Here is a 16,496-nt window from a genome sequence, read left to right as displayed (position 1 = left end):
CAGAAGCACCCAAATCTGGTTCAGAGCCTGCTGTCGCAATCAAAACTGCACTTAAGTCGGGGCACACGCGATACACCAAATACAAAGCCTGCTACCAAGTCTCTGACGAAGATTGCCTCGTTGCACGCAGCCACCCGCGGAAAGTGGTGGAAGAGGGAGGAATTTGCTGTTTGGCGTGACAAGCTTTTCAATCGTCCGGAATGCCCCGGTGGATGATTGTCTGGTTTAGCCATGAGTGGCGATTGCGGTCGCCGCGTACCGGACAGTTTGATCGTTCTCTGCAACATTGACAGCTTCGAATAGCAAATGTTGTTATCGTAACGACAGGCATCGTCCCGAGGAGAAGAGCTATGCAAGACGTCGCGGATCAATCCGCTGGCTATGATGAGCACATTCTGATTTGTGACGATGACATCGAGTTTGCTCAGGGTGTTTGTGCATTTCTGACTGACAAAGGGTACAAAATCGAACACGCGCAAGATGTACCCGCTGCGCGGTTGATGATGGCTGATGAAACCTACAGCTTGTTTCTGCTGGACCTCGTGATGCCAGGAACTAGTGGTAAGGTGTTATGTCACGAGATCGCTTCGCGCATAGATGCCGGGATCATCATGATCAGTTCGATTGATGACGACGCCGAGCGGATTTCCCTGCTGGAACTGGGCGCGGATGATTACATCATTAAACCATTCAACGAGTTGGAACTCCTCGCGCGCGTGCGTGCTGTGCTGCGCAGGCGTGCTGGTGGAACGCAGGGAAAATCCAGGGTTACCCGGTTCGGAGAATGGGAGCTTGTTGAAAACGAGCGACATCTCAAAAGCGAGGATGGTCGTCTCATCACACTCACCTCAAGCGAAGTGCGGGTTATGCGCTTCTTTGCTGAAAACCCGGACGTGTTGTGTACCCGAGAAGACCTTCTTGCCGTTGCCCGGACCCGACAGCATGGCGGTGCAGGAGACAGAAGCGTTGATGCTCTGATCAAACGGTTGCGATCGAAGATTGAGAGCGACCCTTCAAATCCGGAATATATTCGAACGGTCTGGGGGCAGGGTTACATCTTTCGTCCAGGCTGAACTCCGGAATCAAGCGGCAAAAGCACATTAGCCCTAAGGCCCCCGCTAGGGCGGTTTTCAAGCGTAACAGTGCCCCCCTGATCGACAACAATCGCCCGGACAATAGCAAGGCCGAGGCCTGTGCCGGGTTCGGTGGCTCCAAGTCTCTGGAAAGGCTCAAACGCTGTTTCAAGTTGTTCGGCTGGGATACCTGGTCCTTCATCGTCTATGTGAATTGCGGCCAAATCGTTCGACGCGGTCAAAGAGACATTTGTTCGACCCCCGTATTTGACCGCATTCTCCAACAAGTTTCTAAGAACCCGGGTAAGCGCGTTATGTCTTCCTTTGACCACCGCAGATTGTTCGATTGTGCAGGTCACATCGCGACCCGCCTCAACCTGTTCATCTACAAGCGCCTCAACCAGTGAGCGCAAATCCAGGCGTGCAAGCTCTCCATCGTGATGCGTTTCGCGGTTGAGGTTGGTGACGGAGTTTACAATATCGCTGATGGTTTCCAACCGCTTGAGCAGTTGCTCTTTGGGTGCTGTTGGTTCCAATTTCTGGATCGCATCGTGCATCCGTGCAATCGGTCCCTTCAGGTCATGCCCGAGGCTACGAAGCAAGGTTGTCTTGTACTCAAGCGCCAGAACAATCCGGGCTTCCATGCGATTGAACGCAATAATTGTGTGGCGGATATCAATGGCACCCGCCTCGACGAGTGGGCCGACTTCTTCACCCCGGCCGATCAACTCGGCATTGACGGCCATCGCGCTCAGCGGTCGCATCACTTTCTGAATAAGAAACGCAAGTGCGCAAAGCAGGGTAAGCGCGACCAGACTGTCGATTGAGCCAACGATGACCAAAGGTACGATGTTCTTGTTTTTCATGAGCAAATAGCAGTTCAGCCATTCGTCATCATCCTTGAGCCGGACCGAAAAAACGCTCACCAGAAACGCGTCAACGCTTTCTGCATCGATAGGTTCGCCCGAGTGGCTCTTGAACAGTTGCAACAGCGCGCTTTGGTCGTGTTTGGCGTCAACGACCGTGTCTGCCACGGACAGTTCCGCGACGGCGATCCCGCGGTGTTCCAGCCGCGCCGTCAGCCAGTTAGCCAGATTCGGGCGGTCGCGGCCATTGGCCAAAGTGGTTGCTGCATCCTGCGTGTCGACCCTAACACTCCATTCTGCAGGAAAGAAACCAAGCGCTGCTTCGGAGCGGCTGTCAGGAGGCACGCGGGCCAGGGTTGAAACCACCTGCGCAAGAAAGGCATCGCCCCTGTTTCGGATCTCTTCAGCGCGAGAGTTTCGGATCTGGACCACGTCGGTGACTACCGAGAACACGCCGACAATCGTCCAGCTGATAAGCACGATGCTCATAACTTGTGTTCGAAGTGTCAGATCATTCCAGCGCATTGCGCGTAGGCTCCCTGTCCCATCCCCCTGACTTGGGACGCTAATTCAAATACCGCCGCATTCCCAAGCGGAAATTGCAACCGCCATGCCGCTGATGATGCAAAGGGGTTTCACCCACCGGTACCGCACTTCCGGGCACCCGGTTTCGTCAGCTCGGTAAACAACCGGCCAAATTCGTCAATTGAATCAAAGTGTGACAAGCCCTTGGGGCATCGGCGGCTGGTCTCCAAGTATCACCCACAGAGTTTTTATTGGGAGCCAGCTATGTCAAAGCATTCATCCGTTCATCCACAACTTGCCAGCGCCCGGCGCGCGCTGAAGGGCAATCTGATTGCCACCGGCGTTTTCAGCGGTGTTGTGAACCTATTGATGCTGACAGGGCCGATTTTCATGCTTCAGATCTATGATCGCGTGATGTCTAGCCAAAGCGTGAATACGCTTGTCGCGCTCAGCACACTTGTCGCCGGTCTGTACTTGTTCATGGCCTTGATTGACGGCGCGCGGACCCGTGTGCTGGTTGCCATGGGGCATCGCTTTGAACAAAGGCTCACCCGAACAGCGTTTGATTGCACTTTGTCCGAGCCGTCGCGCAACCGTCCGGGTGGCAACCCTGCGGCGGCAATTCAAGATGTCGAAAAAATTCGCGGTTTCCTGTCGGGTCAGGGTGCCGGAGCTTTGTTCGATCTGCCGTGGATCCCGGTCTATCTGGGATTGGTTTTTGCCATGCACATGTGGCTGGGTATGGTCGGTGTAATTGGCGCGCTGGCATTGGTTGCCATTGCCATCGTTACGGATATCAAGGTCCGCGCTGCCGCGTGCGTTCAGTCTGAGCATTCAGCCAAGCGCAATCGTCTGGCAGAAGCCGGCCGCCGGAATGCCGAAATGGTTCGCGCGATGGGGATGCAGTCCAATCTGGGCAAGACCTGGCAAGATGTGAATGATCTCCACCTTGGTGCGAGTGCTAAGGCGGCCACTACTGTCGGAGTGTCTGGTAGCTTTACCAAGGTGTTCCGCCTGGCACTTCAGTCCGCCGTTCTTGCGGTCGCCGCTTATCTTGCCATCCATGGACATATATCGGCTGGCTCAATCGTTGCGGCATCGGTCATCATGTCCCGTGGCTTGCAGCCTATCGAGACTCTGGTCGGTAGTTGGCGCAATCTGGTTGCTGCCCGGCAAGCATGGGCTCAGCTGAAGCAAACTCTTTCTGGTGACGAAGCTGACCGTCGTATTTCCATGCCCAAGGCACAGAAGTCGCTGACCGTTGACGGCCTGATCGCTGCCCCTCCGATGGCCACTGCCGCTGTTCTCAAAGGTGTTGGTTTCGATATGAAAGCAGGCGAGGCACTGGCTGTGATTGGAACGACCGGCAGCGGAAAATCAACCTTGGCGCGCACACTTGTTGGTGCATGGTCGGCGGCCAAAGGCAGCATCAGTCTCGACGGTGTGCCGATCGACCAGTACCTGCCTGAGGAGCTTGGCCCCCAGATCGGTTTTCTGCCGCAGGATGTTGAGCTCTTTGACGGAACGATCGCCCAGAACATCGCGCGTTTTGATCCCGAGGCGACGGACGAGATGGTGATTGCCGCCGCCAAGGCAGCGGGTGTTCACGAACTGATCGCTAGTTTCAAAGACGGCTATGCCACCTCGGTTGGCGAGCGTGGCGCGGCCTTGTCCGGTGGTCAGCGACAGCGTGTTGCCCTTGCACGAGCGCTTTATGGTGATCCATTTCTGGTGGTTCTGGACGAGCCCAACTCGAATCTGGATGCCGTGGGCGAGGCTGCACTGAACCATGCCATTCTCGCCGCCAAGGCACGCGGGGCGATTGTGATCGTCATCGCGCACCGGGCGAGCGTGCTGGGTTCAGTCGACAAGATTCTGATTATGGAAGACGGTCGCGCCGGAGATTTTGGTCCTCGTACAGAAGTGATGGAGCGGTTGCGTCAACGCAATCAGGCCGCCGCCGGAGCTGCACAGCCTGCCGCTGAACAGAAGACCGTCGAACAACCCCAACAAACAGAAATCGTTGCCGCCACGGGCTGACCCAGGCCGGCGCTGTAAACAGAATGAATGGAGGAAGTCATGAATACCAACAAGAATTCCAACACGAACAACAAAGGGTTTAGGGATTGTTCTGCCCAATCCATCGGCTTTGGTCTGGTCGCAATTGCTGTGCTCGCCATAGGATTCGGTGGTTGGGCGATGAAAGCCCCGATGTCCGGGGCGGTCGTGACGGCTGGTAGTGTGGTGGTCTCGTCCGACCTCAGAGCTGTGCAACATCCCGACGGAGGTATTGTCGGCGCGATTCACGTCAAAAACGGAGATAGGGTTGAGGCTGGCGATGTTGTTCTGACACTTGATGATCAGCTGTTGTCAGGCAGCCAAGCCTTGGTCGATGACAGGCTCGTGGCGCTTGAAGCGCAGTTAGTTCGTCTGACGGCCGAGCGCGATGGTCTGGACGATCTCGTACTGTCCGAGGAGCTTGCGGCCCGAAAAGACGAAGACAAAGTTGACCGCGCACTCGCAACGCAGCGCGCGGTGATGGAAGCACGTCGTCTGTCGCAGGATGGTGAAGTCGCGGCCTTGGAAGAGAAAATTGAACAGGCAGAGCAGGAAATTGTGGGCCTGGAGGCGCAGCGCGAAGCTTCCGAAGAAGAGATCAAACTGATCGACAGCGAATTGGAGGGTCTGACGCAGCTCTTTGAAAAGGGTTTAGTACCTGGTACCCGGGTGACGACTTTGCAGCGTCAAAGAAGCAGTCTTGTCGGTAATAGTGGCGGCCTGACCTCTCGGATCGCAGTCGCCCGTGGTCGTATCAGCGAGACGCGTATCCATATCCTGCAACTGGAAAAGACCTTCCGCGAGCAGGTGATGAACGAGATCTCCTCGCTGGAGGTCGAACTGGATGGCTTGAAAGAACGTCGGAGCGCGGCCGCGTTGCAGTTGGCGCGGGTTGACCTTCGGGCTCCGGCGGATGGCATCGTGCATGAATTGGGTGTACATACAATCGGCGGCGTGGTGTCTCCGGGCGAAACGCTGATGCAGATTGTGCCCGAGGATGACGGGTTGGTGGTGACCGCTAGTGTCATGCCACAGGACATCAACAATGTCGCCTTGGGCCAGGCTGCGAGCGTTATGATCGGGGCGTTCGATCAACATGTTGCCCCTCGCTTGGATGGGCACGTTGAGTTTATCTCGGCTGATTTGAAAACAGATCAGATGACTGGCTTACCCTACTACGAGGCGCGGGTTGCTCTAAGCGAGGAGGCTGTCGGACTTTTGTCTGACCGCCAGTTGAGCCTGCTGCCGGGTATGCCGGCTGACGTCTTCATCGAAACCGGCGAACGTACCCTGTTCCAGTACCTTCTTGATCCTCTCAGTAAACAAATCCGGACCACGTTCCGGGAGGTCTGATCGACCGCATGATGTGAGCTGCCCAATAGGAAGAAACAGCTAAAACCAGCGCCAGAAATGGCGCTGGTTTTTTCGATCCTGAAGGCGAGGAGGGGCGTTGGTGGTACCTGAGCGGGTGCTGGTCCACATCTTGGAAGCGCGTCCTGTCAGAAAAGAGATGATGCCCGGCTTGAGAGCCTATTTTTGTCATACTTTGTAACAATTTAGCCCCCTTTTTCGCGTTGTAATGAAGGGGTCGGATAACCACCTTTTTGTTATACCCGAGGAGGAAGTTTCTAAGATTTTTTGGGTGCTAAACAAAGTGTGTAACAAGGAGAAATACAATGAAACATGTAACCGCTACGAGCTTCGAGAAAGCCAACGACGATGTCATCGCCGTGCCCCCGATTCAGCCTTTTCCAAAGTGCGGAACCGAGGTGCCAAACGATGGTGAAGACCTGGTGGCTGTAAATCCGTTGCCGATTAATCCGCTGGTTGCCGATCCCATCGAAGATCTGGTTGCCGTGAACCCGCTGCCTTTTGGTGCGGTTCCTGCCGGTGAAGGTGACGACGTCACCGCAGTTTCCCCGATCATGCCTGACCCCCGGTGTGGTACCGAGGTTCCGCAGGATGGTGAAGACCTGATCGCAGTAGCCCCGCTGCCTTATGGTGCGGTTCCTGCTGGTGAAGGTGACGATGTGACCGCAGTTTCGCCGATCATGCCTGATCCCCGTTGCGGCACCGAAGTGCCACAGGACGGTGAAGATCTGGTTGCAGTGAACCCGCTGCCCTTTGATCCGATCGTTCTGGATCAGGGTGATGACGTCATCGCTGTACCCCCGATCCTGCCGCTGCCCAAATGCGGCACCGAAGTACCGGAGGATGAGTATGACCTGACGGAAATGGCGCCTCCGCCGCTGTGCGAGATCGTACCGACTGCAGGCGGCGAAGACATCTGCGGAACCCCCGTTCCGACCGACAGCTTCTTTGTCGATATGGTCGCCTAAGTGGGGCGAAAACTCAGCGATTATCTATCGCTGCACAACCAAAATCCGGGCGTCTTAGTTCCTGTTGAAACGGACGCCCGGGCAAACAAAGGGAAAACCAAACTCACCGGCTGGGGCCTGAAACAGGCGCCAGCCGGATTGCTGGTTTTCTCAGGCCGTGGATTCCATTTTTGTCATACTTTGTAACAACTTAACTGGCTTTCGCCTGTTGAGATCAACAGCCTGAAAAACCACATCTTTCCTATGATCTGTGATGCGTATGGGCCCGAACCTCGGGTGTCGACCATCCAGGAAACAGGAGGAAAGACATGAAACATGTTAGCAAATCAAAATTCCAGCCCAACTCGGCGAGCACGCTCAACATATCGGTTGGTCTTGGTGAAACGGATGACGATCCTATCGTGATCCCGCCGGTTAGTCTGCTGTCGGAAGAAAGCAGCGAATTGCAGGACTACGTCTGGGAAGATTCAGCCTCGGACGACGAGACTGTAGCCAGCAACAAACCTGATATTCCCGTCTGGACCGGTGGTAAATCACCTGGCGATGGCCACAGCGGTTGGTGGGATAACTATGGGACCCATCTGCATGACACCAGCGGCACCTATGTCGGCCGCGATGTCAAAGCCCGTGGTGAATACAATATGGCCGATGGTGAGGTGAGCTTTGAAAACCTGATGCACCGTCTCTCAAGTGGGCAAAGCAAGGGGACATATCTTTACACCCGTATCGAAGGGAATGACGGGGATAACATCATCCACGGTTGGAACCCCGAAAACTGGGATAACTATGATGGCGGCACCTCGATCAAGAATTACTATTCCAACTATCATCATCGGGACAATATCTCGGGCGGTGACGGAGATGACATCATCATCGCCTACCGTGGGAACGACCAGTTGTTCGGTGATGGCGGTAATGATGTCATCTATGGTGGCGGTGGCCACGATTACATCGATGGAGGTGAAGGTGATGATCAGCTGTTCGGCGAATCCGGCAACGACAAGATCATTGGCGGCGGAGGCAAGAACATCCTTGTTGGCGGCGAGGGCGATGACATCCTGATTGCCGGGAATGAAGGCGACAAACTGTACGGTGGTACTGGTAACGACCTTCTTGTTGGCGGTGACGGTGATGATGTCCTGTTTACCGGGCATATCGACGAAACCTCTGCCGACACGCTTTACGGTGGAAAAGGGGCCGACACCTTCGTTATTGGCTCTGTGCCTGAACCAACAACTCATGATCCCAACCATAACCAATCGAATGGTCTGGGCGAAGAGTGGCTGGAAGAGGCAGGTAATCTGGCACTCGCCAAGATGCTGCCAGGCGCGAAGCTGTTCATCAACCTTGCCAGAGGCCTGATCGACGGGATCAAGAACATGTTCAAGACAGAGGAGCAGGTTGTCGAAACCGTCAACCCGCCGAAGGTGTCTCTGGTCGAGATCCTCGACTTCAACCCGCTTGAAGACAAGATCATTGTACCAGTCAACGTGGAGGGGCCAGTAACGCTGGACCTGCAGGCATCGATCGTTGATGGCGCGGCATTCGATCTGGTTGCGCTTGATCCGGCCGACAACAAGTTCAAGGTGATTACAACCTTCTATTGGGATGAGGCGTCGAACATCTTTCCGGGCGCAACAAGTATCTCGCAGCAGAACACAGATGCCTTCATTCAACGGTTGAAAGAAACTGCTCTGATCACGGGGCCGGATGGTGCGCATTATGGCTTGGGCCAAAAGATCGACCTTGGCCTGAGTAGTGAAGACCTTGCAGGTCTTGGAACCAGCAAGTTCGTCACATTCGGGGCGTTCGGCGGTGTTTCGATGGTCGGCTTTCACGACGAGGATCGTCAGTTGGGAACAAACCACAACGACGTTCTGCAAGCCTATACGTCCGAGCGCGATACCCACGGCGGAAACGAGGCCGAAATCCGTAATGACGGCAATGATGTTCTCTACGGCTTTGGCGGTGACGATATCATGGCTGGCGGTGGCGGCTTTAATAAGCTGTATGGTGGAGAAGGCAATGACACGGCCTGGTATGGTGACAGCCTGAGCGGCATCTATATCGACATGAACAACAAGGCGGAAGATGCCAGCGGTGAGTATTACTGGGCCTGGCATGGCAACAGCGCCAATCCGTTCGATCTCAATGACGAGATTCGCGACAAGGAAGGCTATGATCTGCTCTGGAGCGTCGAGAACATCTATGGCAGCGACCATGATGATGTGATCATCGGCGACGACGGCGATAACGTCTTCACCTCGGGTGATGGTAAAGACGTGCTGACCGGTAACGGAGGAGCTGACACCTTCATTCTGAACGGCGGCGGGAACACGATCACCGATTTCGATGCCAATGAAGGCGACCGTATCGAGATTGACCTCGACGCCTACGGGATGACCGGCTGGTTCGATCTGGATCACCGCATTGAAAACGGCCAGATCGTGCTGTTCAACAAGCTGACAGACGAGATCATCGTGCGCTATGACGATGACGGGAACGGATTTGACCCGTCATACATCGACCTGCGCAGCTTGGTTGGCAACGATGAAGAAGGCTATCAGGTTGTCTACGAACCGCCCTTTGGTGCAAACACGCTGGAGTGGTTCGAGAAGTATGGCAACCGGATTGATGCCGAGGTCGGCGAAGAGCTTGTTACCGTAGATGGCACCGATAGTTGGGACTACATGATCGGTGACACCGGCAGTGGTGGATTGACCCTGAATGGTGGTGCTGGTGATGACTACATTGTTGGCGGTGCGCTCAATCAGTTCGCTACTCTGAACGGCGGCGACGGCAATGACACCATCTTGATCCGCAAAGGCGCGATGATCACCAATGCAAATGGTGGAGACGGCGACGACGTCATCATCCTTGATGCAGACCAGTCTTCAGAAGCCGGGTTTGCCAATATGTTCGGTGGCGAAGGCAGCGATACTTTTGTCATCACCGGCCCGGGCAGCCAGTATGGTGGTCAGGTGATCCGGGATTTTGAGGCTGACGACTCGATTGTTATCGATCTGGAAGGGTTCGGGATCTCGTCTCTGGATCAACTTCAGATCGAATGGCGTTCCAGCACTCACTGGGTCACGGCAAATGGCCAAAAGGTGATCAGCGTACAGGGTGTTGATGAGCATTTCGATGTCATGCAGCACATCAGCGAGCTGACGGCTCAGCAATCACAGGATTGGGGTCTCTGATCATCGCCTGATAACAAAAAAAACGCCTCAGCCGGTCTGGATCGGCTGAGGCTTTCTTAACAGTTCGATCTGGCAATGATGCAAAGTTAATTATTGCGACATTCCAAATTTGGCGAAGACTCGCGCAACTGCACCTATCTTTTGCTCAAACCCCGCTATAACCCACTGACGTACAGCGTTTTTTAGCGCATCAAAAGGTTGGCCTAGGCCCGCATCCGCTCAGATTAATTCGTTAATGAACTCTTAACGTGTCCTGAACTTCTGACTTGTTACGCAAGTTGGGCCTGAATTCATCGGGCTAATAAAGCCGAAACACTTGGGCTGAAACAACGACAAGATGGGAGTCTGTTTCAAGATGAGTAATGGAACATATGAAGAATTTCGCGACGCTTTGCGTGCATTTGAATCTGGTTGGGATCGAGATCGATACGACGCAGGAATCATTCAGGATTGGCAGCTGAACCAATGGGCCGGTGGGGCCGTTGCTGACTTCTATCCAAGCTATTCCAGCTGGTCTGATCTAAGCAGTGATGAATGGGACGCGATGTCCTATCGCTCGATGAACTCGCTTGGTTTTGTTGGATATCAGTTCGGCGAGGCGCTGTTAATTGACCTCGGGTATTACACCGATGATGTCTATTATGGGAATGGCGCGGCTTCGAACACCTGGGATGGCACATGGACCGGTAAGAACGGGGTGAATTCGCTGGCAGAGTTCACAACCGCCGAAGCGCAGGAGCGCGCGATTCAAGAAGCTTTTGGCTACAATCTTCAAGTCATCGAAACCGGGCTGGGCTATCAGGGAGAGAGCCTGTCCGACTATCTCGGCACGACACGCACTTATCTGGAAAATGGCCAGGCCGTCTCTGTCACGCTCAGTCTCACTGGCATAATGGCCGCCGCGCACCTGCGGGGGGCATGGGGTACGTTGGCTCTGCTTCAGGGTGGAAGTGTATCCACCGATGAATACGGTACTTCGATCCTGCGGTATGTCTCGCAATTCGGCGGTTATGACGCGCCGAGTATCGAAGACGCTATCAAGGTATACACCGACGGTGTCTTGCCCACGGATACAAATGGCGGCACCGATAACGGGAATACGTCGCCGCCCGTTGTCCCACCGGTTATACATCCGGAACCCACGGAACCGACCGGCAACGGGACTGCTGACACCACAGAAGATACTGCGGATGTGGTGATTAACTGGGCTTGGGGCACGAATGCAACGATCCCGGATTTCGACCCTACGACCGATACGATCTTCATCGCATGGGTCGGTGCAGACGCGTTGGAGGTTGCCGAGATTGATGGCGCGGTTGTGTTCTCGATCCCGTCCAATAACCAGGCCACGACCCTCAGCGGTGTGACACTTGCTGAGCTGAGCCCGGCAAACTTCACTATTCTGGACAATACCGCCGCAGCTGAAGTGCTTGGGCTGATAGGCACTGATGGTTCAATGCCGACCAGCGGTGGCGATGGTGGCGGAGATGGTGGTGGCGGTGGCCATAGCCACCAACATATGCACGTCATGCTGGGCCTTGCCAGCGAGGCACAGACGGTCGAAGGCTTCCTGCCCGCGATGGGAGATGTCATCGAAATCGGACCGGACATTGGGGCTGATAACTTCTCGATTTTCGAAGAGAGTGGGGACGCTCTGGGGCAGACCGTTAGAATTGAGCTGACCTCGGGCAATGTAACCAAGCAGATCGTATTCACTGGCTTTGGCCTGTCCGATCTTTCGCTCAGCAATTTCTCTATCACGGATCAGACGGTGTTGAACGAAGTGTCCACAGCTTTGGGGCAAGTTATCGTCTCGCCGGGAGACGGAGAGGGCTATGACCTCAGTTATGATGCAGACGGGTCAAATCCGCCCGCGATCACCGGCAATACAGACACGGGCGGGGTGAAATACCGGGCCGATAGCAACGCTGACGACATAACCGGATTCCACCCCGGTGTGGACGAGTTGGACTTTGGCGGTACGTCGGTTCACGGCATGATCGTCACCAAATCCAAGGCCGGCGAGATTGTTATCGACAGCCCATGGTCGGACGCGGCGCAAATCGTGCAAGGTGTCACCTTCCAGGACGTGACCATCGACAGCTTTGGTGTGGTCGGCAACGAACACCTCCGTCAGGATATGGGCGGCGTTCTTAGTTGGGAGCAGGGCGTAGGACCTCGCGATGCTGACACAGTCTATGTTCGCAGCCACGAATATGGCGTGCACGAAGTTATTGACGGCTTTGATCCTTCAACGATGAAGATCAGCTTTCTGTATTTCGGAACCCGCGAGCGGCTTAGCGTCGAGGACAGTGGCGATGGTCTGGTGATCTCATCCTTGCCGACCGGACAAAGCATCACGCTGACCGGCGTGACCAAGGCTGACCTGATCCCGGGTCTGGTCGAATTCCATTTTGATCAGGTGATGGAAGACAATCTTGAGGTACCATTTGGCTTTGACCAGAACGATGTGACGTTGGTTGATCGCACCATACTGCTGACCCCACAGGCTCCTGTCGGGGCGACGACAGACGGTTATCAGACACGGGTCGGAGATCTGACAGGGGGATCGACCCAACCAGATATCGGTAGTGGAACCAACGAACCCGGAAACAGCCAAACCCCAGGAGTTGTGACCTTCGGCGCTGAAGCGGATGTGGCAGAGCTTACCTGGAACTGGGGGGTAAAGACCCAGATTATCGGTTTTAATGCCGATGAAGATATCATCGATTTCAACGCTTTGAGCGAAAGCGATGTGTCGGTCACCGAAATTGATGGCGATCTTATCTTTGAAGTTATCGGAAATGGCGGCCATACCGTTACACTTCAGGATGTTCAGGCCGAGGATCTGGATCTTGGCAACCTGACGGCTGATGACTGGAACAGTGTTGCCGAAGCAGAAAGCGCCCTGACAGACCAACTTGAAGCGCTCGGCATGTCCATCGCCTGAGGCTCTCCAATAAGTGGTTCCCGGTCTGCGCTAGGCCGGGAACGAAAACAAACACATGAAAATCGATGGGCACTGGCCTCGTTTCCGGTTCGGTTCCGTGATCAAGCCATGCGACCATAATATTAATGCTCGGATCGCTTGCGCTAGGTTCTCGTGGCTGGCTTTTTTATCGTTTGTCCTTCCGGCTCTACTTAAACATTACTCCAATAGGCTGCCGGGCGGAGCGTTTAGCATATCAATTTGCTAAGCCAAACTAATCGGATGTCTTTGACAGAATTTGGCCACCGCTGCAGAGTCGGGTTGCAGGCGTTTCCAGTGCGGAAGAAACCCATGATCGCAACCGTTAGAAGTGTGAATCCGATTAAAGCCTTCTTTTTGTTCGTTTTGTCCTTCGCTTGTTTTTGCGCTACAAGCGCTTCGTCCCAAAACTCAGTGCCGCAAGTCGTTCTAACGGATGAGATCGTGCAGCGCATAGAAACACAGCGCGCAGCCGATCAGGTATTCGCGGCTGACTATCAGGCATTGATTGACAGTGCAGAAGCGCATTTGCAGTCGCCTACTATTGTTGAGGCAGTTCGGAATGGAGATGGTCAGCTTCACGAAGCTTTTCGTGGATTTGGACAACGTCCGGTCGAACGCCTCACCACACTGGCTTTGGCTTGGCGATTGACTGGTGACAGTCGATATGTTGATCGCGCCAGAACCGAGCTCTTGCAGTTTTCGGAACTGGAAACATGGCAGCCCGCACACTTTCTGGGATTAAGCCGTGTCACATTGGCGGTGTCGCTCGGATACAGTTGGATTAGTGACAATCTGGACGAAGAGGATCATCAAATCATTCGATCGGCACTTGTCGAGAAGGGGTTGAAAGAAGCCGCAAAAATCTACGATCTGGATACGCTTTATTATGACAAGGGTTGGGTCGCCCCCCAACGCTGGGTGAATCCAGTATCTGTTCCCGCGTCGCTTCCTGATGGGACGGCTACTGCGGATATCGCCTGGCCCGTTGCATCCTTCAACTGGAACATCGTTTGTAATGCGGGAATGATCGTCGCTGCTCTGGTTGTGTCAGAAACAGAACCGGAACTGGCTGATCATATTATTGAGCAAGCGCAGGTTTCACTTAGAAATGGGTTGGCAATGTTTGCTCCGGATGGGGCTTGGCCAGAAGGACCGATGTACGGGGCTTTGTCCGCCCGGGACGCGGCGGTGGCGTTTGATGCGCTTGTTTCCGTCCTCGGGCATGATTTTGATCTCTCTAGAATGGTAGGGTTGGAGGATTTTGGGGAGTTCCTGATCCATGCATCTGGGCCAACTGGCATGCTGTTTAACTTTGGAGACAGCGATACAAGCACTGACCTTGTTGTGTTGACCTGGTTGGCGTCGCGGTTCAATCGTCCGGGCTACGGCACTAAGATAAATAGCAAAATGCGGTCTTCCCATCCAGCATTTGAGCTGATCTGGCAGCAGCGTCGCAATAGTGAACCAATCACTGCCCGATCAACATCCTATTGGTCTGGAGGGCTTGGGATCGTAACCATGCGGTCTGGTTGGAATGACCCTAAGGCCAGCTATATCGGCCTCAAGGCTGGGCCGCTTAGCAGCCATCACAATGACCTTGATGCGGGCACCTTTGTGCTTGAAGCCGACGGTGTACGTTGGGGGGTGGATCTTGGGCTCGGAAATTACCAATTGCCCGGCTACTTTACTGACAAACGTTTTGACTATTATCGAACCGCCACGATCGGGCAGAATACACTGACCTTTGACATGGCAAATCAAATCGAAACGGGGCGGGCCTATGTTGAGGAGTTGGCGCAGTTTCCAGGCTTCGATTTTGCAATCGCCGATCTTTCAGACGCCTATGGAAAGCCCAAGGGAACGGTCAGACGAGGCATAGCTCTTGTCGATGGAACGACAGTGTTGGTTCAGGATGAAATTAGCTCTGATCAACGGGGGCGGGTGGCGTGGGCAATGCATACCGAAGCGCAGGTAACGGTTGATGGCTCCAGGGCCACATTGCGTCAGGATGGGAAAGAATTAACCGCGCGCATACTGTCGCCGCCAAACGCCACCTTCTCTCAACTTTCAGCCAATCCTTGCGAAACGGCATTCAATTCTGAATGTGCGATGCAGAATCCGAATTCAGGCGTTACACGGCTCATGATCCAGCTTGATCTTGATGAAAGCGACAAGCGTGAAATCATTGCCGTTACTTTTGAACCTGATGCACAGGCCGCAAACAAGCCGGTCATCCCGTTAGGTGAGTGGCGACTGAACGCGACCCTCTCGAACGATGTTGTGAAAAAGCACATTGATCGGTTGCCTGCTGAAAACTCACGATAGGTTTGGGTCAAACTTGAACGACCTCAACCCTGGATTTGGGCGATGCTGGGTGCGCTCAAGGAATGTAGTACGCACCAGAAGTCGCACTATGTTTGGAAACGAATAGAAGACGGCACCCTAGCGCCTGAAGCAGCGCATGGCGACCTTCAGATACGATAGACTCCGTTTCAAGTTGTCTGGCTGACCCGATCCAAATTATTAAGCCTATACAGCTTCGTGCTCACCACTGCTTAGATATCGGCGCAGGGTTACGCCAAGCCCAAACACAGCTACATCCCCCAGAACCGAGAGCGCGCGATGCGCGATCGCTGCGCTTAGACCGACTCGCTGATCAGTGAAAAGGCCAAGTCCGAGAGCAATAATTCCGTCTCGAATACCGATACCACCGGGTGCGCCCGGCATCAGAAAACCGATGACCCAGGCTGTCGAAAAGATTGCGATGCATTGCAATATACCGGCGCCATCCTGAGGGTAGATCGCCCGTGCGACACACCAAAGTGACAAACCCAGCATCAAAAAGTTGAAGCTATGCAGAAACAACAGGATCAGGCATTTTGAAATTGTGAGCTTCGGTTTTCCCGCTTTGCGCCAGATTACAATCTGGCCAATCATGATGCAGGCCAGAATTCCGAAGAAGATGATTGTCATCTGTCCATCGAGCCAGGATCCTGGAAGGTCTGCAATTACTGCGGCGACAAGATCGGGCATGGTCAGGAGCACAATTCCGACGACCAGAGCACCGCTGGCGAGCAGAAAACCGATCTCGAGCAACAGAGATGACGCAATAATTGCGGATGGCACTCCATCACTCTTTGCGAGGGCGAAACGTCCCAAAAGGTGGGCAACATTGCCGGGGATGTATTTCCCGATCTGCGATACCATTAACTGACTTTCAGCGCGCGTGCGCGGTAGGGCAACGTCATAGATGTTTAGCGTTACCCCCCCCCAAGTCACAGCACCTACGAGCTGCGACAGCACATAAAGGGTAAACCCACCTAGCAGTGCATAACGGGCGCGGCCTGACCCGAAGTCGAGCACTGCAATGTCTCCTGCGTGTCGAACCAGAATGATTCCGATGAAGATCAGGGCAGCAGCGGTGCCGATATAGCGCAGGGCGGTAGCCATCTCCTTATGTT

The 16,496-nt window shown here is 54.4% G+C and carries 9 protein-coding genes; 7 read left to right on the top strand and 2 right to left on the bottom strand.

The genetic code is table 11. The annotated features are described in order from the left end of the window. Nucleotides 1–350: 350 nt before the first annotated feature. Nucleotides 351–1,073, top strand: a complete 723-nt coding sequence (locus ACR0L9_RS10105; RefSeq protein WP_170394071.1) for a response regulator — start codon at nt 351–353, stop codon at nt 1,071–1,073. On the opposite strand, the gene ACR0L9_RS10100 is transcribed toward ACR0L9_RS10105, so the two are convergent. Further along, nucleotides 1,052–2,428 carry a sensor histidine kinase gene (locus tag ACR0L9_RS10100; RefSeq protein ID WP_480751490.1) on the bottom strand — a complete coding sequence of 459 codons (1,377 nt, stop codon included), beginning with the start codon at nt 2,426–2,428 and terminating at the stop codon, nt 1,052–1,054. The two genes, ACR0L9_RS10105 and ACR0L9_RS10100, sit on opposite strands and share 22 nt — an antisense overlap. Before the next feature lie 300 nt (nt 2,429–2,728). Here ACR0L9_RS10100 and ACR0L9_RS10095 point away from each other — a divergent pair, with 300 nt between their 5' ends. The 6 genes from ACR0L9_RS10095 (at nt 2,729) to ACR0L9_RS10070 (ending at nt 15,360) form a co-directional block, all read left to right on the top strand. Next, nucleotides 2,729–4,504: a type I secretion system permease/ATPase gene (locus tag ACR0L9_RS10095; RefSeq protein ID WP_480895558.1), complete on the top strand. Its 1,776-nt coding sequence runs from the start codon at nt 2,729–2,731 to the stop codon at nt 4,502–4,504. Between the two features lie 39 nt (nt 4,505–4,543). Further along, nucleotides 4,544–5,875, top strand: a complete 1,332-nt coding sequence (locus tag ACR0L9_RS10090) for an HlyD family type I secretion periplasmic adaptor subunit (protein WP_480895557.1) — start codon at nt 4,544–4,546, stop codon at nt 5,873–5,875. A gap of 323 nt (nt 5,876–6,198) precedes the next feature. Continuing rightward, nucleotides 6,199–6,861, top strand: coding sequence for a hypothetical protein (locus ACR0L9_RS10085; protein WP_480562188.1), 663 nt, complete (start codon nt 6,199–6,201; stop codon nt 6,859–6,861). 308 nt (nt 6,862–7,169) lie between these two features. Beyond that, on the top strand, nt 7,170–10,064 hold the full coding sequence (locus ACR0L9_RS10080; protein WP_480895556.1) for a calcium-binding protein: 2,895 nt from the start codon (nt 7,170–7,172) through the stop codon (nt 10,062–10,064). A 355-nt stretch (nt 10,065–10,419) separates the two neighbouring features. Further along, complete coding sequence (locus tag ACR0L9_RS10075) at nt 10,420–13,014, top strand: hypothetical protein (RefSeq protein ID WP_480895555.1); 2,595 nt, start codon at nt 10,420–10,422, stop codon at nt 13,012–13,014. A gap of 864 nt (nt 13,015–13,878) precedes the next feature. Beyond that, the gene (locus ACR0L9_RS10070; protein WP_480895554.1) at nt 13,879–15,360 is read left to right on the top strand and encodes a heparinase II/III domain-containing protein; all 1,482 of its coding nucleotides are present in this window, start codon (nt 13,879–13,881) and stop codon (nt 15,358–15,360) included. A gap of 204 nt (nt 15,361–15,564) precedes the next feature. Here ACR0L9_RS10070 and ACR0L9_RS10065 read toward each other — a convergent pair whose 3' ends face one another. Beyond that, nucleotides 15,565–16,485, bottom strand: coding sequence for a hypothetical protein (locus ACR0L9_RS10065; protein WP_480895553.1), 921 nt, complete (start codon nt 16,483–16,485; stop codon nt 15,565–15,567). Nucleotides 16,486–16,496: the final 11 nt, after the last annotated feature.

The sequence above is a fragment of the Ruegeria sp. I3 genome (assembly GCF_056532525.1).
Note: the sequence above shows the minus strand (reverse complement) of the source record. Positions and strands in the feature narration are given on the sequence as shown.

Coding starts and splice junctions, on each gene's coding strand:
- ACR0L9_RS10095 (WP_480895558.1), top strand. CDS start 2,729: ATGTCAAAGCATTCATCCGTTCATCCACAACTTGCCAGCGCCCGGCGC.
- ACR0L9_RS10065 (WP_480895553.1), bottom strand. CDS start 16,485: ATGGCTACCGCCCTGCGCTATATCGGCACCGCTGCTGCCCTGATCTTC.
- ACR0L9_RS10075 (WP_480895555.1), top strand. CDS start 10,420: ATGAGTAATGGAACATATGAAGAATTTCGCGACGCTTTGCGTGCATTT.
- ACR0L9_RS10105 (WP_170394071.1), top strand. CDS start 351: ATGCAAGACGTCGCGGATCAATCCGCTGGCTATGATGAGCACATTCTG.
- ACR0L9_RS10080 (WP_480895556.1), top strand. CDS start 7,170: ATGAAACATGTTAGCAAATCAAAATTCCAGCCCAACTCGGCGAGCACG.
- ACR0L9_RS10100 (WP_480751490.1), bottom strand. CDS start 2,428: ATGAGCATCGTGCTTATCAGCTGGACGATTGTCGGCGTGTTCTCGGTA.
- ACR0L9_RS10090 (WP_480895557.1), top strand. CDS start 4,544: ATGAATACCAACAAGAATTCCAACACGAACAACAAAGGGTTTAGGGAT.
- ACR0L9_RS10085 (WP_480562188.1), top strand. CDS start 6,199: ATGAAACATGTAACCGCTACGAGCTTCGAGAAAGCCAACGACGATGTC.